Raw genomic sequence first — 16,477 nt, 5'->3', positions numbered from 1 at the left:
TCGCTCCACTTCCTCGCATACGCCCCGGTTGCAACCGGGGCGTTTGTGCGTAAGTGGAGCGAATCTATTCGGCGGGTGGGGCAGTCGCGGGAGGAGCGGTCAGCGCTTCGGCGATCACGGGTGCGGTCAGTTCGACCTGCCAGGGGCGGGCGCCGCCCGCGGTCAGTCGCTCTGCCACTGCGTCCGTCGACGGCGAAGCGATACCCTCCCAGCACAATTGGCGGACGAGTTCGGGGAGCAACAGGTTCTCCACCGGAACATCGACGCGTTCGGCGAGCTCGGTCAACCCGGCCCGGACGGCGGTATAGCGCGCCGCGGCCGCTGGTTCTTTACCTTCCCACCGATTGACAGGCGGCAAACCGGTGGTCGGCGGCCGACGTGAGGGGAGTTCGCTGTCGGGAAGGGTGCGCGCGGTCTCGAGCGCGTCCATCCAGCGACCGGCAAGTCGGCGTTGGCGAGGACCACCGAATACCGGCAGTTTGTACAGTTCGTCCAGGGTTTTCGGGTCTGCGACCGCGGCGGCCACGATCGCGGAATCCGGAAGGATACGACCCGGCGCGATATCGCGTCGACGGGCCAGATCTTCCCGCGTGTTCCACAACTGCTGCACCGCGGCCAGGGTCCGCGGTGACTTGATGGTGTGGATCTTCGAGACCCGGCGCCAACGATCAGGACGGGGTACGGGATCGGGCCGAGCCAGGATCGCCTCGAATTCTTGTGCGGCCCAAGTGTCTTTACCTGCTTCGACCAGGGCTTCCTGCACTGCGTCTCGCAACTCGATCAGAACCTCGACATCGAGCGCCGCATAGTTCAGCCACTCGTCCGGCAACGGGCGGCGGGACCAATCGGCGGCGCCGTGGCCCTTGACCAGCCCGAGACCGAGGAAGTGCTCGACCATGGCGGCCAGGTTGACCCTGGGGATTCCGGCGAGCCGCCCGGCCAGTTCGGTGTCGTAGAGCGCCGCGCACCGGAAGTTCAACTCGCGTAGGCACGGGAGGTCCTGGTCGGCGGCGTGCAGGATCCACTCCGGACCGTCGAGGACGTCGGCCACCGGACCGAGTGCCTCGGGGTGCTCGATCGGGTCGATCAGCATCGTCCCGCTGCCGTTGCGCCGGATCTGGATCAGGTAGGCGCGTCCGGAGTAGCGAAAACCCGATGCGCGTTCTGTGTCGAGGGCGATCGGGCCGGTTCCGTCGGCAAGCCGCCGTGCGGCGTCGGCGAACTCCTGCGGTGTGGTCAGAACCGGTGGAACACCGTCGGCCGGTGCAGTCAGCGGGATGGCCGGCGGCCGGGCGGGTTCTGCCCCAGGCTCCGGTGTGTCGGAATCGGTCACGCTTCAGCGAACCCGAGACGTGTCACGCCGGTCGGCGGGAGTCCGGCGGCAAGTGAGAGGACGTTGCAGAAGGCTTCGACATGACCGCTGAGGTCGTCGTTGGTGGCCGTCCACGATGCCCGCAGTTCCAGCTGATGCGCGCGTGGGGGTCCAGCGATGTCGCCATAGCGAACCGAGGTCGTAGACGTCACGGTGCCGCCAAGGGCGGTCACGTCCACGCGGTCCGAGTTCTCGAGCGCTTCGGTCAGCCAGCTCCAGGCAACCTCTGGCAGGAGTGGATCGGTCGCAAGGTCCGCCTCCATCTCGGCCTGGATGAACGCCACCAGGCGCATCGTGCCGTTCCAGGCCTCGTGGCCGTCGGGGTCGTAGAGAAGGATCAACCGGCCGAATGCGGTCCCGTCGGAGTCTGTTGCGATGTCGCCGTCGTCAGGCTGGGTCACCTCTGCGCCGACGGCGTAACTGTAAGGCGCAAGTCGTTGTGGTGGACGTATGCTGCCGAGTTCGATCTCCGACCGGACCTTGGCCGCATGCATCGATTCGATTGCGCTGCGAAAGACCGCAGGCTCGGTCGAGGCTCCGGATGTGGTCACTGCTCGACCGTAGGGCCGATCAGGTCGGACGCAGCGGAGGCGCGCCGAGAGGCACATGGCAGCATGTGGAGGTGATGTCTGAACATGATGCTCGCACTGTCTCTCCGCTGGTCGCGGCTGCCCGCGGACAGGTTCCCAGCCACCGTCCGGTCTGGTTCATGCGCCAAGCTGGGCGCTCGCTACCAGAGTACCGGGAGATCCGCGCTGGTCGCGGGATGCTCGAGGCCTGCTTCGATCCGGAGCTGGTCTGTGAGATTACGATGCAGCCGGTCCGCCGCCATGGCGTCGACGGCGCAATCCTGTTCTCCGACATCGTTGTTCCGCTCAAGGCCGCAGGCATCGACCTCGACATCGTCTCCGGTGTCGGTCCGGTGATCGCCAATCCGGTGCGCACCCACGCCGATGTCCAGGCCCTGCCGATCCTGAGGCCGGAGGCCGTTGGTGCGGTCTCGTCAGCGGTCAAGCTCCTCAAGGCAGAACTCGGGGACACCGCGCTGATCGGTTTCGCAGGTGCACCGTTCACCCTGGCGTCGTATCTGATCGAGGGTGGTCCGAGCCGCAACTACGAGAACACCAAAGCGCTCATGTACTCCGAGCCCGCGGTGTGGCACGAACTGGTCGGCAAGCTCGCCGACATCACGATCGCGTTCCTGCGGGTGCAGCTCGAAGCGGGCGTCGATGCCATCCAGCTGTTCGACTCCTGGGCCGGGGCCCTGTCGGTCGCCGATTACCGCACCTACGCCAGGCCGCATTCGGCTCGGGTGTTCGCCGAACTCGCGTCCTACGACGTACCGCGTATCCACTTCGGTGTCGGCACCGGTGAACTGCTCCACGACATGGGTACCGCGGGCGCCGACGTGGTCGGTGTCGACTGGCGGATCCCGCTCGACGAGGCCGCGCGTCGCGTCGGACCCGGCAAGTCACTGCAGGGCAACCTCGATCCGGCCTTGCTGTTCGCTCCGTGGGAGGTCGTGGAAACCCACGTCCGTCGCATCGCCGCCGAAGCCGACGCCGCGATGGCCGCCGGTGCTGCGGGCCACATCTTCAACCTCGGTCACGGCGTACTGCCGACCACCGACCCGACCATGCTGACGCGGGTGGTGGAGCTGGTGCATTCGCTGTGACCCCATCGCGGCTGGCAGTGATCGGTGGCGGTATCTCGGGTTTGACGGCTGCGTATCGGCTGCGGGCGCTACTCGGGCCGACTGCCACCATCGACCTTTTCGAGGCCACAGACCGGCTCGGCGGCACCCTCAAGGGTGTCGACCTGGCCGGCGTGCGGCTTGATGTCGGCGCCGAAGCATTCCTGGTTCGTCGCCCGGAAGTCCCGGCGCTGCTGGCCGAACTCGGTATCTCGTCGCGGATGGTGCATCCGGGCACGCTCGGTCCCCGGATCCTGGCCCGCGCGGTCCTGGAGCCGATGGCGCGGCCAACACTGATGGGGATCCCCGCCGATCCGGCCGTGGTCGCGCATCTCGCCGAACCCGCCGATCTGGCGTTGATGACCGACGAACCCACTCGACCGCTCGAGTGGACATCCGGTCAGGACGTCTCCATCGGGGGATTGGTCGCGCAGCGTTTCGGCCGCTCGGTGGTCGACCGCAGTGTCGATCCGATGCTCTCCGGTGTCTATTCGGCGCGGGCCGACGATCTGGGTCTGCGTGCAGTGCTGCCGGCGCTGGCCGCAAAGCTGGATGCCGGGGTTTCCAGTCTCACCGCAGCGGTCACCGACCTGCTCGGCGCCGCATCGGGGCAGGGACCCATCTTCGGTGCGCTGGCGGGTGGATATTCCGAACTCATCGACGTTCTCATCGAGCGGTCCGTGGCCACGCTGCGCACCGGGACCATCGTCACCGACATCCGGCGCGGCGACGACGGCTGGCTTGTCGACGGCGTCGCCTACGACGGGGTCGTCTGTGCGCTCACCGCGCCCGCCGCAGCCCGGGTGATGAACTCCGAGCCCGAACTCGCGAAGCCGCTGTCGGGAATCGACATCTCCGGATCCGCCGTCGTGGCACTGGCGTTGGGGCCGGAGGTGATCCTGCCGGAGTTGTCCGGAGTGCTGGTGGCCAGCGATGAAACCGTGGTGCGGGCCAAGGCGTTCACCTTCAGCAGTCAGAAGTGGCCGCATCTGGCGGGCAACGGCGCCCTCGTCCGCGCGTCCTATGGCCGGTTCGGTGCGTCCGTCGCCGACATCGATGACGATCAGCTGATCGCCTGGGCCAGGCGCGACCTGTCCACCGTCATCGGTATCTCGGGTAGTCGCAGCGGGCCTGTGCAACCGGTCGATGCGGTGGTGCAGCGATGGCCTTCGGGGCTGCCGCGCTACGGGACCGGGCATGCCGAACTGATCGCCGAGCTCGATCGCAGACGTCCGCGTGGCCTGGCCCTGGCCGGTGCCAGCTACAACGGGGTGGGGGTCCCGGCCTGTGTCGGCCGGGCAGACCGCGCAGCGCGCCAACTGGTCGCCGACCTGACCGCCTGACCTTCGGCGCATCGGTGCCCCTGGGCTGCCGAGACGTTGTCGGTGGGTGGCAGTATGAAATCCATGACCCGCCTGGATTATGCCGAAATCAATGCCACTGTCCGCTATCTGATGTTCTCAGTTTTTTCGGTTCGCCCCGGAGAGCTGGGTGACGACCGGACCGAGGCGATTGCCGATGCCACCAAGTTCTTCGATTCGCTGGAAGAGCGTGGCGTCGTGGTCCGCGGTCTCTACGACGTCGCCGGCCTGCGGGCTGATGCCGACTTCATGATCTGGTGGCATTCGGAAGAGGTCGAACAGATCCAGGCCGCCTACGCGGATTTCCGCCGCACCACGATCCTAGGCAAGGCCAGCAACTCGGTCTGGAGCAACGTGGCGCTGCATCGTCCGGCCGAGTTCAACAAGAGTCACATCCCGGCCTTCCTCGCCGGTGAGGAAGCGGGCAAGTACATCTGTGTGTACCCGTTTGTGCGGTCGTACGAGTGGTACCTGCTGCCCGACGAGGAGCGCCGCAAGATGCTCGCCGACCACGGCAAGGAAGCCCGCGGCTACAAGGACGTGCGCGCCAACACGGTCTCGTCGTTCGCTCTGGGCGACTACGAGTGGCTGCTGGCCTTCGAGGCACCCGAACTGCACCGGATCGTCGACCTCATGCGCGATCTGCGGGCCACCGAGGCCCGCATGCACGTTCGCGAGGAGACACCGTTCTACACCGGGCCGCGGGTCGAGGTCGACAAGCTGATCGCCTCCCTGCCCTGATCTGATGGCATAGGTAAACGAGCGGCACACGCAAACGATCCAGAAGCACGAGGACGAGCCACAAATATGTGGCTCGTCCTCGTATTTCCGGATCGTTTGTGGCAGTGGTGTCGGGTTTGTGCCAGTGGCGTCAGGCCAGTTGTTCTGCCTGGATCGGTTGATCTCTCTTGCGAAGATCGAGGTACCGGAAGAGCAGCGAACAGAACACCGCGATCATCAGCAGGGACCAGCCCCAGGTGACCTTGTTGTATTCGATGGCCCGACCGAAGGCTTCCCACCGAATCGAGTAGTAGGCGTCGAAGGTGAAGCAGCCGTAGATACCCAGCCAGGCCGGCCAGTTCCGGATGGCCGAGCCGCGCAGCAGCACGGTCATCAGCAGCGGGAACAGGAGCATCGAGTAGTAGCCCTGGCCGAGTGAACCGACCAGCCACGAGGTGCACAGCAGAACGCCGGACGAGGTTGCCATCCACAGCAATTCGTCGGTTTTGCGGTAGTAGCGGTACAGGAACCAGAGACTGAACGCCGCCATCGCCACAAAGGCCAGACGCAACAGCCAGACCAGCCAGGTGTCGACACCGAAGTAGGCGCCGCTGCCGACGATCGAACTGTTGTAGTAGTCGCGGGCTTCGAACAGATACGGCGCCGTGCGGGTGAAGAAATCCATCGGATCGGCCGACAGCGGCCAGGCCATCGCGGTCAGCAGGATCGGCATTCCGATCGCGCCGACGAACACCTTCCACTGTCGGTTGAGCAGAGGCAACAGGAGCAGCACGGCCAGAACCGGTTTGACCGCGATCGTGATACCCAGCGGGATACCGGCCCACAGGTCTTTGTGTTTGAGTGCCCAGGTCATGAACAACAATTCACCCAGCAGCACAAAGGAATTGAAGTTCACGAAGATCAGCGTGTGCGCGACGCTCTCGGACAGGAAGAACACGAACAGCACCACCGGCATGACCGGTGAGCGCCATGAATACCCGAACATCCGGGTGATCAGGAAGGCGCAGAAGACCAGGACCACCACCGAGGCGAAGATGAAGAGCCAGCGGGCCTTTTCCGGGTCGAGATAACCCAGCGGCGCCATCAGCATGGTGCCGGACGGGGGATACAGGTAGTGGGGATCGACGGTGTTGTAGTTGCCGTTGTAGACGGGTTCGTTGCGCAGGAACGCCAGCGCGGCCCGGTACACCGGTGCGAAATCGTCGGTTCGGTCGCCGTTGACACCCAGGATCAAGGACCGCTGGATCACCATCAGGATGGCTACGGGCCACAGCACCATCGTCACGATGCGGCCGATGTCGACCTGCGGAAACAGCAGCCGATCACGGATCGTCGCAGGGCTGGTCGTCACATGTTCGTCGTCGCGGGTGTCATTCATCGGCACTGCCGCACCGTACTACGGCCGCCGGTGGTCGCGGTGGCCGACACGGGACTCAGGCCGGACATGCGCCCGTCGTCGGGGGCTCCCCGGAGCGGGCGTAAGACATGACCGCCTCGCCTGCACAGTCGGAGTGGGCGATCACCGAGTAACCGAGCCCTTCCCACGTCAGCATGGAGAAGTCGGCGCCGGCACCCACCAAACCGCCGTTGACACCGTCCGTTGCCACGGGACCGTTGATCGGGTCGCCTGCGCCCCGGAGCACCAGGACGGGCACCGGCAGCTCGCTCAGGGACGGCGTGCCGTCGCCGGAGGGGAATCCGTTGCATCGCAGGAGACCGAGCGCGGCATTGCCGCCGGTCAGGGGGTACTGCTGAGTCCACTCGGTGATGAGGTCGGCGATCTGGTTCTGGCCGACGGGTTCGGTGGTGTCGTTGCAGCGCGAGAGCAGTTGACCGTCGCTGCCGCGCAGTTCCCTGGCCTGCTCGATCGCCGCGCGCAATGGACCGAGGGTGCCGTCGTCGGCCTTGCTCAGCATGTCGGAGGTGGCCGCGATGACGTCGGGCCGGTCACCGGGTGCCAGCGCGATGGTGGTGGTCAGGGCGAGCAGGATGTCGGTGTCGGAGAGCCCACCGACCTCACCGGCACGGGCCCGATCGAGAAGTCCGGCGATCGTGGCCGCGGGATCGGCGCCGAGTGAACAGCTCACCGCCCGGCACTGTTCGGCGAAGGTGCGCAGGGCGGCAGTGGTGCCTTCTGCGATCTGCTGGGCAGAGCTCTGGGCGTTCGCGCCATACGGGGCCGGGGTGTCGAGGACCAACCGTGCGACGTGGTCGGTGTACAGACCGGCGTACGCCAGTGCCACCCGGGCGCCGTCACCGACCCCGATGATCCCGATGCGCTCGACGTCCCACAGGACGCGCAGCTCTTCGAGGTCTGCAGCCGCGTTGTTCGTGGTGAATTGCACCTGGTGGGGGCTCAACGTCTCCGTGCAGCCGTCGGATGCGGACGTCGCGGCGGCGGCGAGACGGCGTTCGCGGTCCGCGGTGTCGTCGGCGGGCACGCTGAAGCCGTTGCTCAGCAGGGTGTTGCGTTCGAGGTTGGTCATGCAATCGAGGGGGAGCGACTCGCCGGTGCCCCTACGGTCGACGGCGACCACCGGGTTGCCTGCCAGGAGGGCGGCGCCATCTCCGGAGGCCAGCGACACCAGGGCCCGGGCCGAGGCGAGATCGGTGCCAGAGGTCAGGACCAGCGGTGGCGCGTCGGCCGGGGTCGCCGATGATCGGGCCCGCACCGCGGACACCAGGACGGAATCCATGCTCTGGACACCGGGTGTGACCGTGTTCGTGTAGTTCGCGCAGTCGAGGGTGATGCCGGCGGGCAGCGAGGCGACACCGAACCGGTCGACTGTTTGATCGGTGCATTCACTCCAGTTGAGATCCGATGCGGGCACAGCCAGGGGAGGTGGGGGCGGGGTGGTCTCCGGCGCCTGCCCGCCATTGCCGTCCTGCTCGATCACGAGATCGGGGCCGGGGTCGGGACCGGCGGAACAACCGGCGAGCGTGCCGATCGTCACTGCCGTGGCCAGCGCGCACAGTCGTAGCCGGCGGCGGATCACGGTGGGGCGTCGCATGATGGCGAGGGTACTGGCCTGTTGTGTCATCGCGGATCGCGCACCCAGCGCACGTACAGGTAGTCCTGATCGTCGGCGATGACGTGAGCCCGTCGCATCCGGCGGTCGGCGGTGCCACCTGCGGTGAGGTGCTTGGCGGCTCCGGCAGTGAGCAGCGGTGCGACCGTGACGCACAGCTCGTCGAGCAGATCCTGGTCGAGCAGTGTGCCGAGCAGCGATGGACCCCCTTCGCAGAGAACCCGCGGCCTGCCACTTCCGGCCAGATGTGCGGCGACCGCGGCCATGTCGACACTGTCGGAGCCGCAATCGACGAGCGTGGCACCGGCCTGGAGAAGGCGTACGCGTGCGTCGTCGGGGGCGTTGCGGCAGGTGAGGATTTCGGTGCCGGCGTCGGTGATGAGTGGGTTGTCGGCGGGAATGTTGAGTGAGCTGCTCACCAATGCCAGTGTCGCCGTCGGGGATTGACCCAACCCGGCGCGACGATCAGCCAGGTCGGGGTTGGCCTGCACCGGTCCATAACCTTCCGCGACTGCGGTCCGCGCCCCGACGAGCACCACGTCGGCCAGTGCGCGCAGTACCGTGAACAACTGGTGGTCGCCATCGCCGCCGAGGCCACCGGAGAGGCCGTCGACCACCGCTGCACCGTCGATCGAACCGATCATGTTCGCGCGCATCACCACGCCGCCTGACGGGACCGGGGGATAAGCGTAGAGGTCCGCGAGAGCATCGGGCCCGAGGTCCGCCCCCGTGGTACCCGCGCGGTCAGCGCCGCGGATTCCTGTGAGCTGGGTCGCTTTCGTCAATGGGTGCACGGAACCATTCTGACCACTTGACTAGGCTCTCGACATGCCAGCACGTCTGAGCGACCGCACGCCGCAGGTCGCACCCGAGGCCCTCATCGGTGAGATGGTTCCGCCGTCGATGTTCGACGAGGTCAGTTTCGACTCCTACATACCCGATCCCAACGAGCCGAGCCAGGCTCAGGCGGTTGCTGCTGCACGCGCATTCGTCGAACGTGCCAAGAAGGTCAAGAGCGGCAAAAAAGGCCTGTTCGGACGCAAGTCCGCGCCGCAGGCCGGACTCGGGCTCTACCTGGACGGTGGGTTCGGTGTCGGTAAGACCCACCTGCTGGCCTCGATCTATCACGCGATGCCAGAGCCCAAGGCGTTCGCGACGTTCGTCGAGGTGACGCACGTGGTGGGTGCGCTCGGATTCGTCAACGCCCTCGAGCGGCTCTCGGACCACACGGTGCTGTGTATCGACGAATTCGAACTCGACGATCCCGGCGACACGATGTTGGTGTCGCGGTTGCTGACCGAACTCTCGGCGAAGGGCGTCTCGATCGTCGCCACGTCGAACACCCTGCCGGGGCAGCTCGGTGAGGGCCGCTTCGCAGCCCAGGACTTCCTGCGGGAGATCAAGAAGCTCTCGGCGGTCTTCGAGGCGATTCGCGTCGACGGTCCCGACTATCGCCATCGTGATCTGCCGCCCGCGCCCGATCCGGCCACGGATGCCGAGCTGCGGGAACTGGCGGAGAACACCCCGAACGCCACCCTCGACGACTTCGACGAACTGTGCGCGCACCTGGCCAAACTGCATCCGTCGAAGTACAAGGCATTGCTCGAGGGCGTCAGCGTCGCCTGCGTCTCCGGGGTGCACCCGGCCGCCGATCAAACGGTGGCATTGCGGATCGTCGTCCTCGCCGACCGGCTGTACGACGCAGGCATCCCGTTGATGGTCTCGGGGTCGAAGCTCGATGAGATCTTCACCGAAGAGATGTTGAACGGTGGTTACCGCAAGAAGTACCTGCGGGCGACCTCTCGTCTGCTGGCGCTCTCGCGGTTCGCCGAATCCAGATAGCCGGCAGCGAGCCGATCCCGGCCGGATCGTCCCGGCATTAGGCTGGTCAGATGGCTGATCCCCAGGCACCACACGTGCACCCCACCGATCTGGCGGAGTGGAGCCGGTGGCTCGCGGCCAACCACGACACGTCACCTGGTGTGTGGCTTGTGTTCTGGCGCAAGGAATCCGGCAACGTGCCCCTCGACTACGACGGGGCTGTCCGAGAGGCACTGTGCTGGGGATGGATCGACGGCCACACCCGATCCATCGACGACGACCGTCGCGGGTTGTGGTTCACCCGCAGAGGGCGCAGCAGCGCGTGGGCGGCATCGAACAGGGCGCGGGTCGCCGATCTGATCGCGGAAGGCCGAATGCGGCCGCCCGGACAGGCAGTCATCGACGAAGCCAAGGCCACCGGCTTGTGGAACCTCCTCGAGGATGCCGAGGCGCTCATCGAACCGGCGGAGTTGGCATCTGCGCTCGACGCCGATCCGGCGGCCCGCGGTCACTGGGACGGATTCCCGCCCAGCGTGCGGAAGTTCGCGCTGACGCAGATCGCCATGGCCAAGAGGTCGGAGACGAAGCGTAAGCGCATCACCTCGATCGTGGAGAAAGCTGCCAGGGGCGAACGGCCCTGACCGGGAGTCGGCTCAGGCGGAGCTTTCGTCGGGCCTGCGGGCGAAGATGAAGTCGTTGCACCTGGTGCCGCTGACCTGAAAGGTCTTGTGGCCCACGATGTCAAACCCCATCTTTTGGTAGAAGCGTTGTGCCCGCAGGTTTTTCTGGTTGACGCCGAGCCAGACCAGCGCACTGCCGGCCTCGGCTGCGTGATTCAGCGTCGCGGCCATCAGCCCGGCTGAGGCATCGCGGCCGTGGTGGCCGGGCAGCACATACATTTTCGACAGCATGGTCACCGGGCGCACGGTGATGGTCGCCAGCACATCGCGGTCGGTGGGCTCTTCGTCGATGACAAGTGCGTACCCGGTGATCGCCGAGGTGGCGGGGTCGACGGCCTTGAAGACGTGATGTGTGGGGTCGGCCATGAAGGCCAGGAAATGCTCCGCAGTCAGGTTGTGGGCCACGAACTGGTCGATGTCGGCGATCGTGAGCTCTGGTGGACACGCGAGAGGGAAGGTCACAGCTGCAACGGCCGCGATTTCCGCGGCGTCTTCAGGCGTGGCGATGAGGATCTGCGAGGTGGCGTACTCGGGCATGTGGCCGGTCATCCTTGTTGGTCGGCGGGGCGGAGGAGGATTTCGTTGATGGCCAGGTGCCGTGGCCGGGTGAGGACGAAGGCGACGATCTCGGCAATCTCTTCCGGGGTGACGGTGGCGACGTCGTAGGCCTGCTGGATGGTCTCGCGGGTCGCCTCGTGGGTGATGTGCGTGGGTAGTTCGGTCGCGACGATGCCGGGTTCGATCAGAGTGACGCGGACCTCGGGCAACAGTTCCTGACGGAGCGATTCCGACCATCCGTTGAGGCCCCACTTGGTGGCCGCATAGACGCCGTTGCCTGCCCGAGCGGTCCGTCCGGCGACCGAGGAGATGTTGACGATGTCGCCTCCACCGTCTTTGATCTGGTCGAGGAACACCTCGGTGGTGGTGATCGCACCGAGCAGGTTGACCTCGATCATGTTGCGGTAATCCGCGCGCTGTTCGGACGAGAAGGGGCCGAGCAGCATGACGCCTGCGTTGTTGACCAGTACATCGGCTCCGCCCAGTTCGGACCTGACCTGCTCTGCAGCAGCGACGAGTGCGTCGCGGTGGGTGACGTCGGCGGCGATGGCGACCGCGCCCTCGCCGAGTTCGCCTGCCAACGCGGTGATGCGGTCGATCCGGCGAGCCAGCAGCGCAACGCGGTACCCGGACGCGTGCAGTGATCGGGCGGTGGCGGCACCGATGCCCGACGAAGCGCCGGTGATGACTGCCACCGGGGTGCGGGTGGGGCTGTCGTTCATGGTGTTCCTCCTGTGCGGGCGTCAGAAGATGGACTTCGGGCCGCGTCGGCCCTCGGGCACACCCTTTTAGTTCATCACCCTTCGTGCCGCGACGTCGACGATTCGGAGTCGACGGTTCCAGTGAGCTCGATGTCCTCGAGTTCGGCGACCAGGGTGCCCGCTGCCGCGTCGCGCCTGATGATCGCACCGAGTCCGGTTGCGGCCTCGGTATACGACGGAACCTCCAGGATGCGCTGCGTGGCCCGGGCGATCTTGCGGGGTGTTGCCTTGCGCGGCAGCGTGATCCCGGCGCCCCGGACACTGACCCGGATGGCATTGTCGGCCTGGTCCCGGCCATGGGGCAGCGCCACGATCGGTACACCCGCGGCCAGAGCCCGGACAACCGTGCCGTGGCCGGCGTGGGTGATGACCGCGCGGGCATGTTCCAGGACCGCCGAGTGGGGTGCAGCGGTGACGACGGTGACGTTGTCGGCGGCGTTCAGCGAGGTGGAATCGATCGCCGGACCGGTGGTCACATAGCCGCGAACCGGCATCTGAGCGAGCGCGTCGATGATGCGTTGCAGACAGTCCACCTGGTCCTGAAATGTCGATGAGAGGGCCACCAGGACCAGTGGGGCATCGCCTGGGGGAGGTGTCCACGGTGTCGAGCCGGTCCATGCCGGATCGTCGAGGACGGCTCCGACGTACCGGACGTGATCTGGCATCTGCGCGGGGAAGTCGAATTCGGCGGAGGTGAGCACGAGGTGTTTGCGCGCCGCGTGGACCTGATCGAAGAACTCCGGCACCGGAGCCAGTCCGTAGGACACCCGCAGTGCGTTCAGCGCCTCGGTGCCCTTGTTCCACTGCCCGAGCGTCACTGTTCGAACGATGCGATCACGGAGTCGGGTCAACCGGCCGCGGGCGGGCGGTAGGCCGAGCCCGACCGGCGGCATGTCTTTTGCCGGCAGGAGATACGCGTTGGCGAACGGCACATCGAACGGAACTCCACGGGCCTGCGCTGCAACCATCGCGCCGACCGCGAAAAACGAACAGATCGCCAGATCGGGATGTACGTCGTCGATGGCCGCGACCATGTCGCGGGCGTAGGCGGGGGCCGGGCCGACGAACTGGCGATCGCGGAGCCTGGAGAACAAGGTGATCGGGTTCGAGCATTCCCAATCCTGCAGCGGATCGTCCTGTGCGCTGCGGGACGGACGATTCGGTGCGGATGTCCACGGCATAAAAGTTGCGCCGACGGCTTCGACGTCGGAGATCATCGAGTCCTCGGCGAGGACGGTGACACGGTGGCCACGTTCGACGAGTCTGCGGGCGGCCCCGAGTTCTGGGGGTACTGTGCCGCCGCCGTCGACGAGGGCGAAGAGGTACGTGTGAGTGTTCATGTTCTGGTTCCTTTCAGGACGCCGACGACCAGATCGGCCATCGATTGTTCGGTTGCCGACCGGCTCAGACGAAGATCGCGGCGCAGCAGTTTCCAGACGTAGACATCGGTGGCCGCATGCAAGGTGTGCAGTGCGTGTGCGCGTGCAGTCGGATCGGTGGGGAGGTGGTCGCCGAACATCGCGGCCAACCACTGCTGGTGATGGGTCCGGGCTTTGTCCAATGCGGCGGCCAGGTCGGGGAAGCGATCCGCGGACATCGCCCACCGGACGTTCGCGTCGCCCATCAGTTCGTATTCGCCGACCAGTGCGCTGATGGCGCCGCTGATGTCGCCGGGCCGCGCGGCGTGACGGGCGGTGTTGGTCTGCTCCGCCAACGACTCGGCCAATCCGAGAACCACCCCGGCCTTGGATTCGAAATGATTGAGCACGGTCTGGTGAGAAACCCCGGACGCTTTGGCGATCGATGCGAGCGTCACGTCCTCGAACGCCTTCTCCATGAAGAGGTCCTTCGCGGCGGCGAGGATTCGCTCCCGCGTGGCAACTTTGCTCTCGGCGCGGCCGGTCTGGGTGTAAGCACGTGTTGTTTTCATTTGACTGCCACTCAAGCACTGACTTGAGTGACGGTCAAGCGAATTCATTCGAAGAACACAAAAAAGCCGAGCCGCATGAGCGGCCCGGCTGTGGTTGAGGTGGCAGTGGCTGTAAGCGCTGTGGAGTCAGATCAGGACTGCGGACGTGGCGCAGATGCGCTGCGCCGCGGCGTGCAGGGCCCGGTCGCGTTGCGCGAGATCGCGATGTTCGCGCGTGATGGGAAGAAGATTGGTCAGCACCTGGCTGCCGCTCATCGGGTAGTTGTTGTTGCTGACCCAATCGAGCGTGTAGCGCAGGGCATCGCGATCACCGGTGTCGTTCATAGTGGTTCCTCAAACGTGTGGATCTATCTGGACACAAGAAAAACCCAGCCGCTGGGCCGGGTTCTTCTTTTCGAACTATGGTGCGCGATACAGGGATTGAACCTGTGACCTCTTCCGTGTCAGGGAAGCGCTCTCCCGCTGAGCTAATCGCGCGAGATCTTGTTTAGTTTTAGCCTATCCAACTTTTGGAGGCGGCGACGGGAATCGAACCCGTGTGCACGGCTTTGCAGGCCGTTGCCTCACCACTCGGCCACACCGCCACGGTGAATCTCGTTCTTCGAGCGGATGACGGGATTCGAACCCGCGACCCTCACCTTGGCAAGGTGATGCGCTACCAGCTGCGCTACATCCGCATTCGGAACCAGGGTCTTGGTCGTGCTGTCCTGGCAACGAGGACAAACATTATCGGACCGACCCGCAAAGTCACAAATCGCCTGATCAGCCCATTTTTCGGCAAAACGCCGCGGGTGTTGATCGAGTTTCGGGTGGTGTCGGTGGGGTTGGTGGGATCGACCTTGCGATTTGGATCAGCCCGGGGTGATCGTGTTAATGTCTTCCGGTCGCAACCGAAGGATTTCGGTCACGACAATCTGGTCCCGTGGCTCAGTGGAAGAGCGTCCCGTTCACACCGGGAAGGTCGCTGGTTCGATCCCAGCCGGGACCACAAGTTCAGCGAGTGAGTTCCACGATGACCGGGCCTCCGGTGTTCTCGATTTCCAGCAGCTGCGCGTTCGGCGCTGAGGTCACCTGTCCGCCGGTCGCCCGGACCGTGTAGCCCCCCGGATAGTGACGGTCGACGGGGACGAAGATCTCGGTCGGTGCGCGCACGCCCGCACGTGGCGTCCATTCCAGCACCATGCGTCCCGTTTCTGGATCGTACGAATAGCGGTTGGGCACCCCAGAGATCGCCTGCGGAGACGGACGTGCGATCACATCCGCCATCGGTTGCCGAATGGTGCTCATGTCATCGGGATCGTCGAACAGGTCGCCGTCGCCGATTCCGCCCGGATAGTCGATCCAGTCCTTGTAGCCCCAGAGCATCCAGCCGGTCAGGTATTTGTCACTGAGTTGCATGATGCGTTCGATCTCGACCACGTCCTGCGTGTCGCCGAACTCGGTCTGCACCACCGCGGCACCCATCCGGTCGGCCGCATCGATCGCATTGCGGTAGACGGTGTTGTCCAGCTCGGGGCAGGCCGGATACCCGAGCGCTGTGGACTCCTGGTCGGCACTCTTGGTCGCCAGCGAGGTACCGCAGTAATCGTGGAATCCGAACACCACCGGCTCGACTTCCGCCGGTGGCGGCTGTAGGAACGTCGGCGATCCGATGTCGGCGATCAGATGCGGCTCATAGAACACCGGGGTGGCGCGGTCGACCGAACGCACCGCGAGGGCGAGTTTGTCCTGCAGCGGTTGTAGCTGGTTCTTGTCGAAGTCCGCACACCCACCCGGCGGCAGACAGCTCGGGAACGCCGTCCCCGGCCATGGCTCGTTGAACAGGTCGTAGCCGAGGAGATGATCGTTGCCGATGCCCTTGGACTGCACCGCTTGCGCGACGGTGCGCCACGCGCCCGCCATCGCATCAGCGATGCCGTCCCGATTGGCGTAGAGATTGTCGAACGCCCGCTGCAGTGCGGGGTTGGTGAAAGCCGAGGCACCTTGGGTGATTTCCGGTGGATTCGGCCAGTCGTCGGTGAAGGTGGCCCAGTCCGGGAATCCGGCGCCGTTCACCTTTTCGTTGTAGTTGTCCTGATGGAACTCCAGCAGCACCCAGATCCCGTTCCGGGTCAGCACGTCGACCTCGCGGAGGATCTCGTTCAGATAGGCCCGATCGATCACGCCGCGGGTGGGTTCCAAACCCTTCCAGAACCAGGCGAGCCGAACGGAGTTGACGCCCAACGACGTCAGCAGCTCGGCATCTCGATCGGTGACCGCTTCTGCAGGCGGGTGATAGGGAGGCTTCTTGTGGGCGATCTGCAGTCCGTGGAGGTAGATCGTGCGTCCATGGGCGTCGATCAGCCACCGTCCATCCGTGCTGACCCCATCCGTCCCGGCCGAGGACATACGCGGATCGGCGCTGGATCCGGCCGCGGGGAGAAGCAGTGTCGCGATGGTCAGCATCACGACGAGGGACACGATGGTGCCGGCACGTGGCCGCAACGATCCGGTTGTCATCAGAATCCTTGGTGGTCGCCCATGGACGGGGT

The 16,477-nt window shown here is 65.6% G+C and carries 16 protein-coding genes and 4 tRNA genes; 6 read left to right on the top strand and 14 right to left on the bottom strand.

Translation table 11 applies throughout. The features are described 5' to 3' along the window. Nucleotides 1-64: 64 nt before the first annotated feature. Nucleotides 65-1,333, bottom strand: a complete 1,269-nt coding sequence (locus tag AC1D75_RS17750) for an HRDC domain-containing protein (protein ID WP_495516622.1) — start codon at nt 1,331-1,333, stop codon at nt 65-67. Next, entirely contained in the window at nt 1,330-1,923 is a 594-nt protein-coding gene (locus tag AC1D75_RS17745; protein ID WP_495516621.1) for a DUF3000 domain-containing protein, read from the bottom strand. Before AC1D75_RS17745 ends, AC1D75_RS17750 begins: the two co-directional genes overlap by 4 nt. A gap of 74 nt (nt 1,924-1,997) precedes the next feature. On the opposite strand from AC1D75_RS17745, the gene hemE reads away from it, so the two are divergent. From hemE to hemQ, 3 genes are all read left to right on the top strand, one after another. After that, nucleotides 1,998-3,047, top strand: coding sequence for a uroporphyrinogen decarboxylase (hemE, locus tag AC1D75_RS17740; RefSeq protein WP_495516620.1), 1,050 nt, complete (start codon nt 1,998-2,000; stop codon nt 3,045-3,047). Beyond that, nucleotides 3,044-4,408, top strand: coding sequence for a protoporphyrinogen oxidase (gene hemG / locus AC1D75_RS17735; protein WP_495516619.1), 1,365 nt, complete (start codon nt 3,044-3,046; stop codon nt 4,406-4,408). The genes hemE and hemG overlap by 4 nt, the downstream gene beginning before the upstream one ends. 63 nt (nt 4,409-4,471) lie before the next feature. Further along, complete coding sequence (gene hemQ, locus AC1D75_RS17730; protein ID WP_482139272.1) at nt 4,472-5,167, top strand: hydrogen peroxide-dependent heme synthase; 696 nt, start codon at nt 4,472-4,474, stop codon at nt 5,165-5,167. Nucleotides 5,168-5,297: 130 nt separating this feature from the next. On the opposite strand, the gene AC1D75_RS17725 is transcribed toward hemQ, so the two are convergent. Genes AC1D75_RS17725 through AC1D75_RS17715 form a run of 3 tightly spaced genes read right to left on the bottom strand, consistent with a single transcriptional unit; the run spans nt 5,298 to nt 8,990 of the window. Beyond that, entirely contained in the window at nt 5,298-6,545 is a 1,248-nt protein-coding gene (locus AC1D75_RS17725) for a glycosyltransferase family 87 protein (RefSeq protein WP_495516922.1), read from the bottom strand. Between the two features lie 55 nt (nt 6,546-6,600). Then, complete coding sequence (locus AC1D75_RS17720) at nt 6,601-8,178, bottom strand: alpha/beta hydrolase (protein WP_495516618.1); 1,578 nt, start codon at nt 8,176-8,178, stop codon at nt 6,601-6,603. A gap of 26 nt (nt 8,179-8,204) precedes the next feature. Continuing rightward, on the bottom strand, nt 8,205-8,990 hold the full coding sequence (locus AC1D75_RS17715) for a dihydrofolate reductase family protein (protein ID WP_495516617.1): 786 nt from the start codon (nt 8,988-8,990) through the stop codon (nt 8,205-8,207). A gap of 34 nt (nt 8,991-9,024) precedes the next feature. Here AC1D75_RS17715 and zapE point away from each other — a divergent pair, with 34 nt between their 5' ends. Then, complete coding sequence (gene zapE / locus AC1D75_RS17710; RefSeq protein ID WP_495516616.1) at nt 9,025-10,038, top strand: cell division protein ZapE; 1,014 nt, start codon at nt 9,025-9,027, stop codon at nt 10,036-10,038. Nucleotides 10,039-10,088: 50 nt separating this feature from the next. After that, nucleotides 10,089-10,658 (top strand): YdeI/OmpD-associated family protein, encoded by a 570-nt coding sequence (locus AC1D75_RS17705; protein WP_495516615.1) that lies wholly within the window; start codon nt 10,089-10,091, stop codon nt 10,656-10,658. Nucleotides 10,659-10,670: 12 nt separating this feature from the next. On the opposite strand, the gene AC1D75_RS17700 is transcribed toward AC1D75_RS17705, so the two are convergent. The 8 genes from AC1D75_RS17700 to AC1D75_RS17665 form a co-directional block, all read right to left on the bottom strand. Continuing rightward, a complete protein-coding gene (locus AC1D75_RS17700; RefSeq protein ID WP_495516614.1) occupies nt 10,671-11,234 on the bottom strand; it encodes a GNAT family N-acetyltransferase in 564 nt (187 codons plus the stop codon). Nucleotides 11,235-11,242: 8 nt separating this feature from the next. Further along, nucleotides 11,243-11,977, bottom strand: coding sequence for an SDR family oxidoreductase (locus tag AC1D75_RS17695; RefSeq protein ID WP_495516613.1), 735 nt, complete (start codon nt 11,975-11,977; stop codon nt 11,243-11,245). 74 nt (nt 11,978-12,051) lie between these two features. Then, nucleotides 12,052-13,356 carry a glycosyltransferase gene (locus tag AC1D75_RS17690; protein WP_495516612.1) on the bottom strand — a complete coding sequence of 435 codons (1,305 nt, stop codon included), beginning with the start codon at nt 13,354-13,356 and terminating at the stop codon, nt 12,052-12,054. Next, nucleotides 13,353-13,946 carry a TetR/AcrR family transcriptional regulator gene (locus AC1D75_RS17685; protein WP_495516611.1) on the bottom strand — a complete coding sequence of 198 codons (594 nt, stop codon included), beginning with the start codon at nt 13,944-13,946 and terminating at the stop codon, nt 13,353-13,355. Before AC1D75_RS17685 ends, AC1D75_RS17690 begins: the two co-directional genes overlap by 4 nt. A gap of 126 nt (nt 13,947-14,072) precedes the next feature. Next, nucleotides 14,073-14,270 carry a hypothetical protein gene (locus AC1D75_RS17680; protein ID WP_495516610.1) on the bottom strand — a complete coding sequence of 66 codons (198 nt, stop codon included), beginning with the start codon at nt 14,268-14,270 and terminating at the stop codon, nt 14,073-14,075. Between the two features lie 78 nt (nt 14,271-14,348). Next, nucleotides 14,349-14,423, bottom strand: a tRNA-Val gene (locus AC1D75_RS17675). 33 nt (nt 14,424-14,456) lie between these two features. Then, nucleotides 14,457-14,530 (bottom strand) — tRNA-Cys (locus AC1D75_RS17670). A 20-nt stretch (nt 14,531-14,550) separates the two neighbouring features. Next, nucleotides 14,551-14,623, bottom strand: a tRNA-Gly gene (locus AC1D75_RS17665). A 239-nt stretch (nt 14,624-14,862) separates the two neighbouring features. On the opposite strand from AC1D75_RS17665, the gene AC1D75_RS17660 reads away from it, so the two are divergent. Then, a tRNA-Val gene (locus AC1D75_RS17660) sits at nt 14,863-14,934 on the top strand. A gap of 5 nt (nt 14,935-14,939) precedes the next feature. Here the strand turns inward: AC1D75_RS17660 and AC1D75_RS17655 are convergent. Continuing rightward, nucleotides 14,940-16,445: a cellulase family glycosylhydrolase gene (locus AC1D75_RS17655; protein WP_495516609.1), complete on the bottom strand. Its 1,506-nt coding sequence runs from the start codon at nt 16,443-16,445 to the stop codon at nt 14,940-14,942. Between the last annotated feature and the right edge of the window lie 32 nt (nt 16,446-16,477).

This window comes from Williamsia sp. Y712 (genome assembly GCF_059445525.1).
The sequence above is the reverse complement of the archived record's forward strand: the minus strand, read 5'-3'. Positions and strand labels throughout refer to the sequence as shown.

Bases quoted from the DNA above. Each gene is read 5' to 3' on its own strand.
- zapE (WP_495516616.1), top strand. From the start codon at position 9,025: ATGCCAGCACGTCTGAGCGACCGCACGCCGCAGGTCGCACCCGAGGCC.
- hemQ (WP_482139272.1), top strand. From the start codon at position 4,472: ATGACCCGCCTGGATTATGCCGAAATCAATGCCACTGTCCGCTATCTG.
- AC1D75_RS17705 (WP_495516615.1), top strand. From the start codon at position 10,089: ATGGCTGATCCCCAGGCACCACACGTGCACCCCACCGATCTGGCGGAG.
- AC1D75_RS17655 (WP_495516609.1), bottom strand. From the start codon at position 16,445: ATGACAACCGGATCGTTGCGGCCACGTGCCGGCACCATCGTGTCCCTC.
- AC1D75_RS17685 (WP_495516611.1), bottom strand. From the start codon at position 13,946: ATGAAAACAACACGTGCTTACACCCAGACCGGCCGCGCCGAGAGCAAA.
- AC1D75_RS17720 (WP_495516618.1), bottom strand. From the start codon at position 8,178: ATGCGACGCCCCACCGTGATCCGCCGCCGGCTACGACTGTGCGCGCTG.
- hemE (WP_495516620.1), top strand. From the start codon at position 1,998: ATGTCTGAACATGATGCTCGCACTGTCTCTCCGCTGGTCGCGGCTGCC.
- AC1D75_RS17725 (WP_495516922.1), bottom strand. From the start codon at position 6,545: ATGAATGACACCCGCGACGACGAACATGTGACGACCAGCCCTGCGACG.
- AC1D75_RS17690 (WP_495516612.1), bottom strand. From the start codon at position 13,356: ATGAACACTCACACGTACCTCTTCGCCCTCGTCGACGGCGGCGGCACA.
- AC1D75_RS17680 (WP_495516610.1), bottom strand. From the start codon at position 14,270: ATGAACGACACCGGTGATCGCGATGCCCTGCGCTACACGCTCGATTGG.
- AC1D75_RS17695 (WP_495516613.1), bottom strand. From the start codon at position 11,977: ATGAACGACAGCCCCACCCGCACCCCGGTGGCAGTCATCACCGGCGCT.
- AC1D75_RS17700 (WP_495516614.1), bottom strand. From the start codon at position 11,234: ATGCCCGAGTACGCCACCTCGCAGATCCTCATCGCCACGCCTGAAGAC.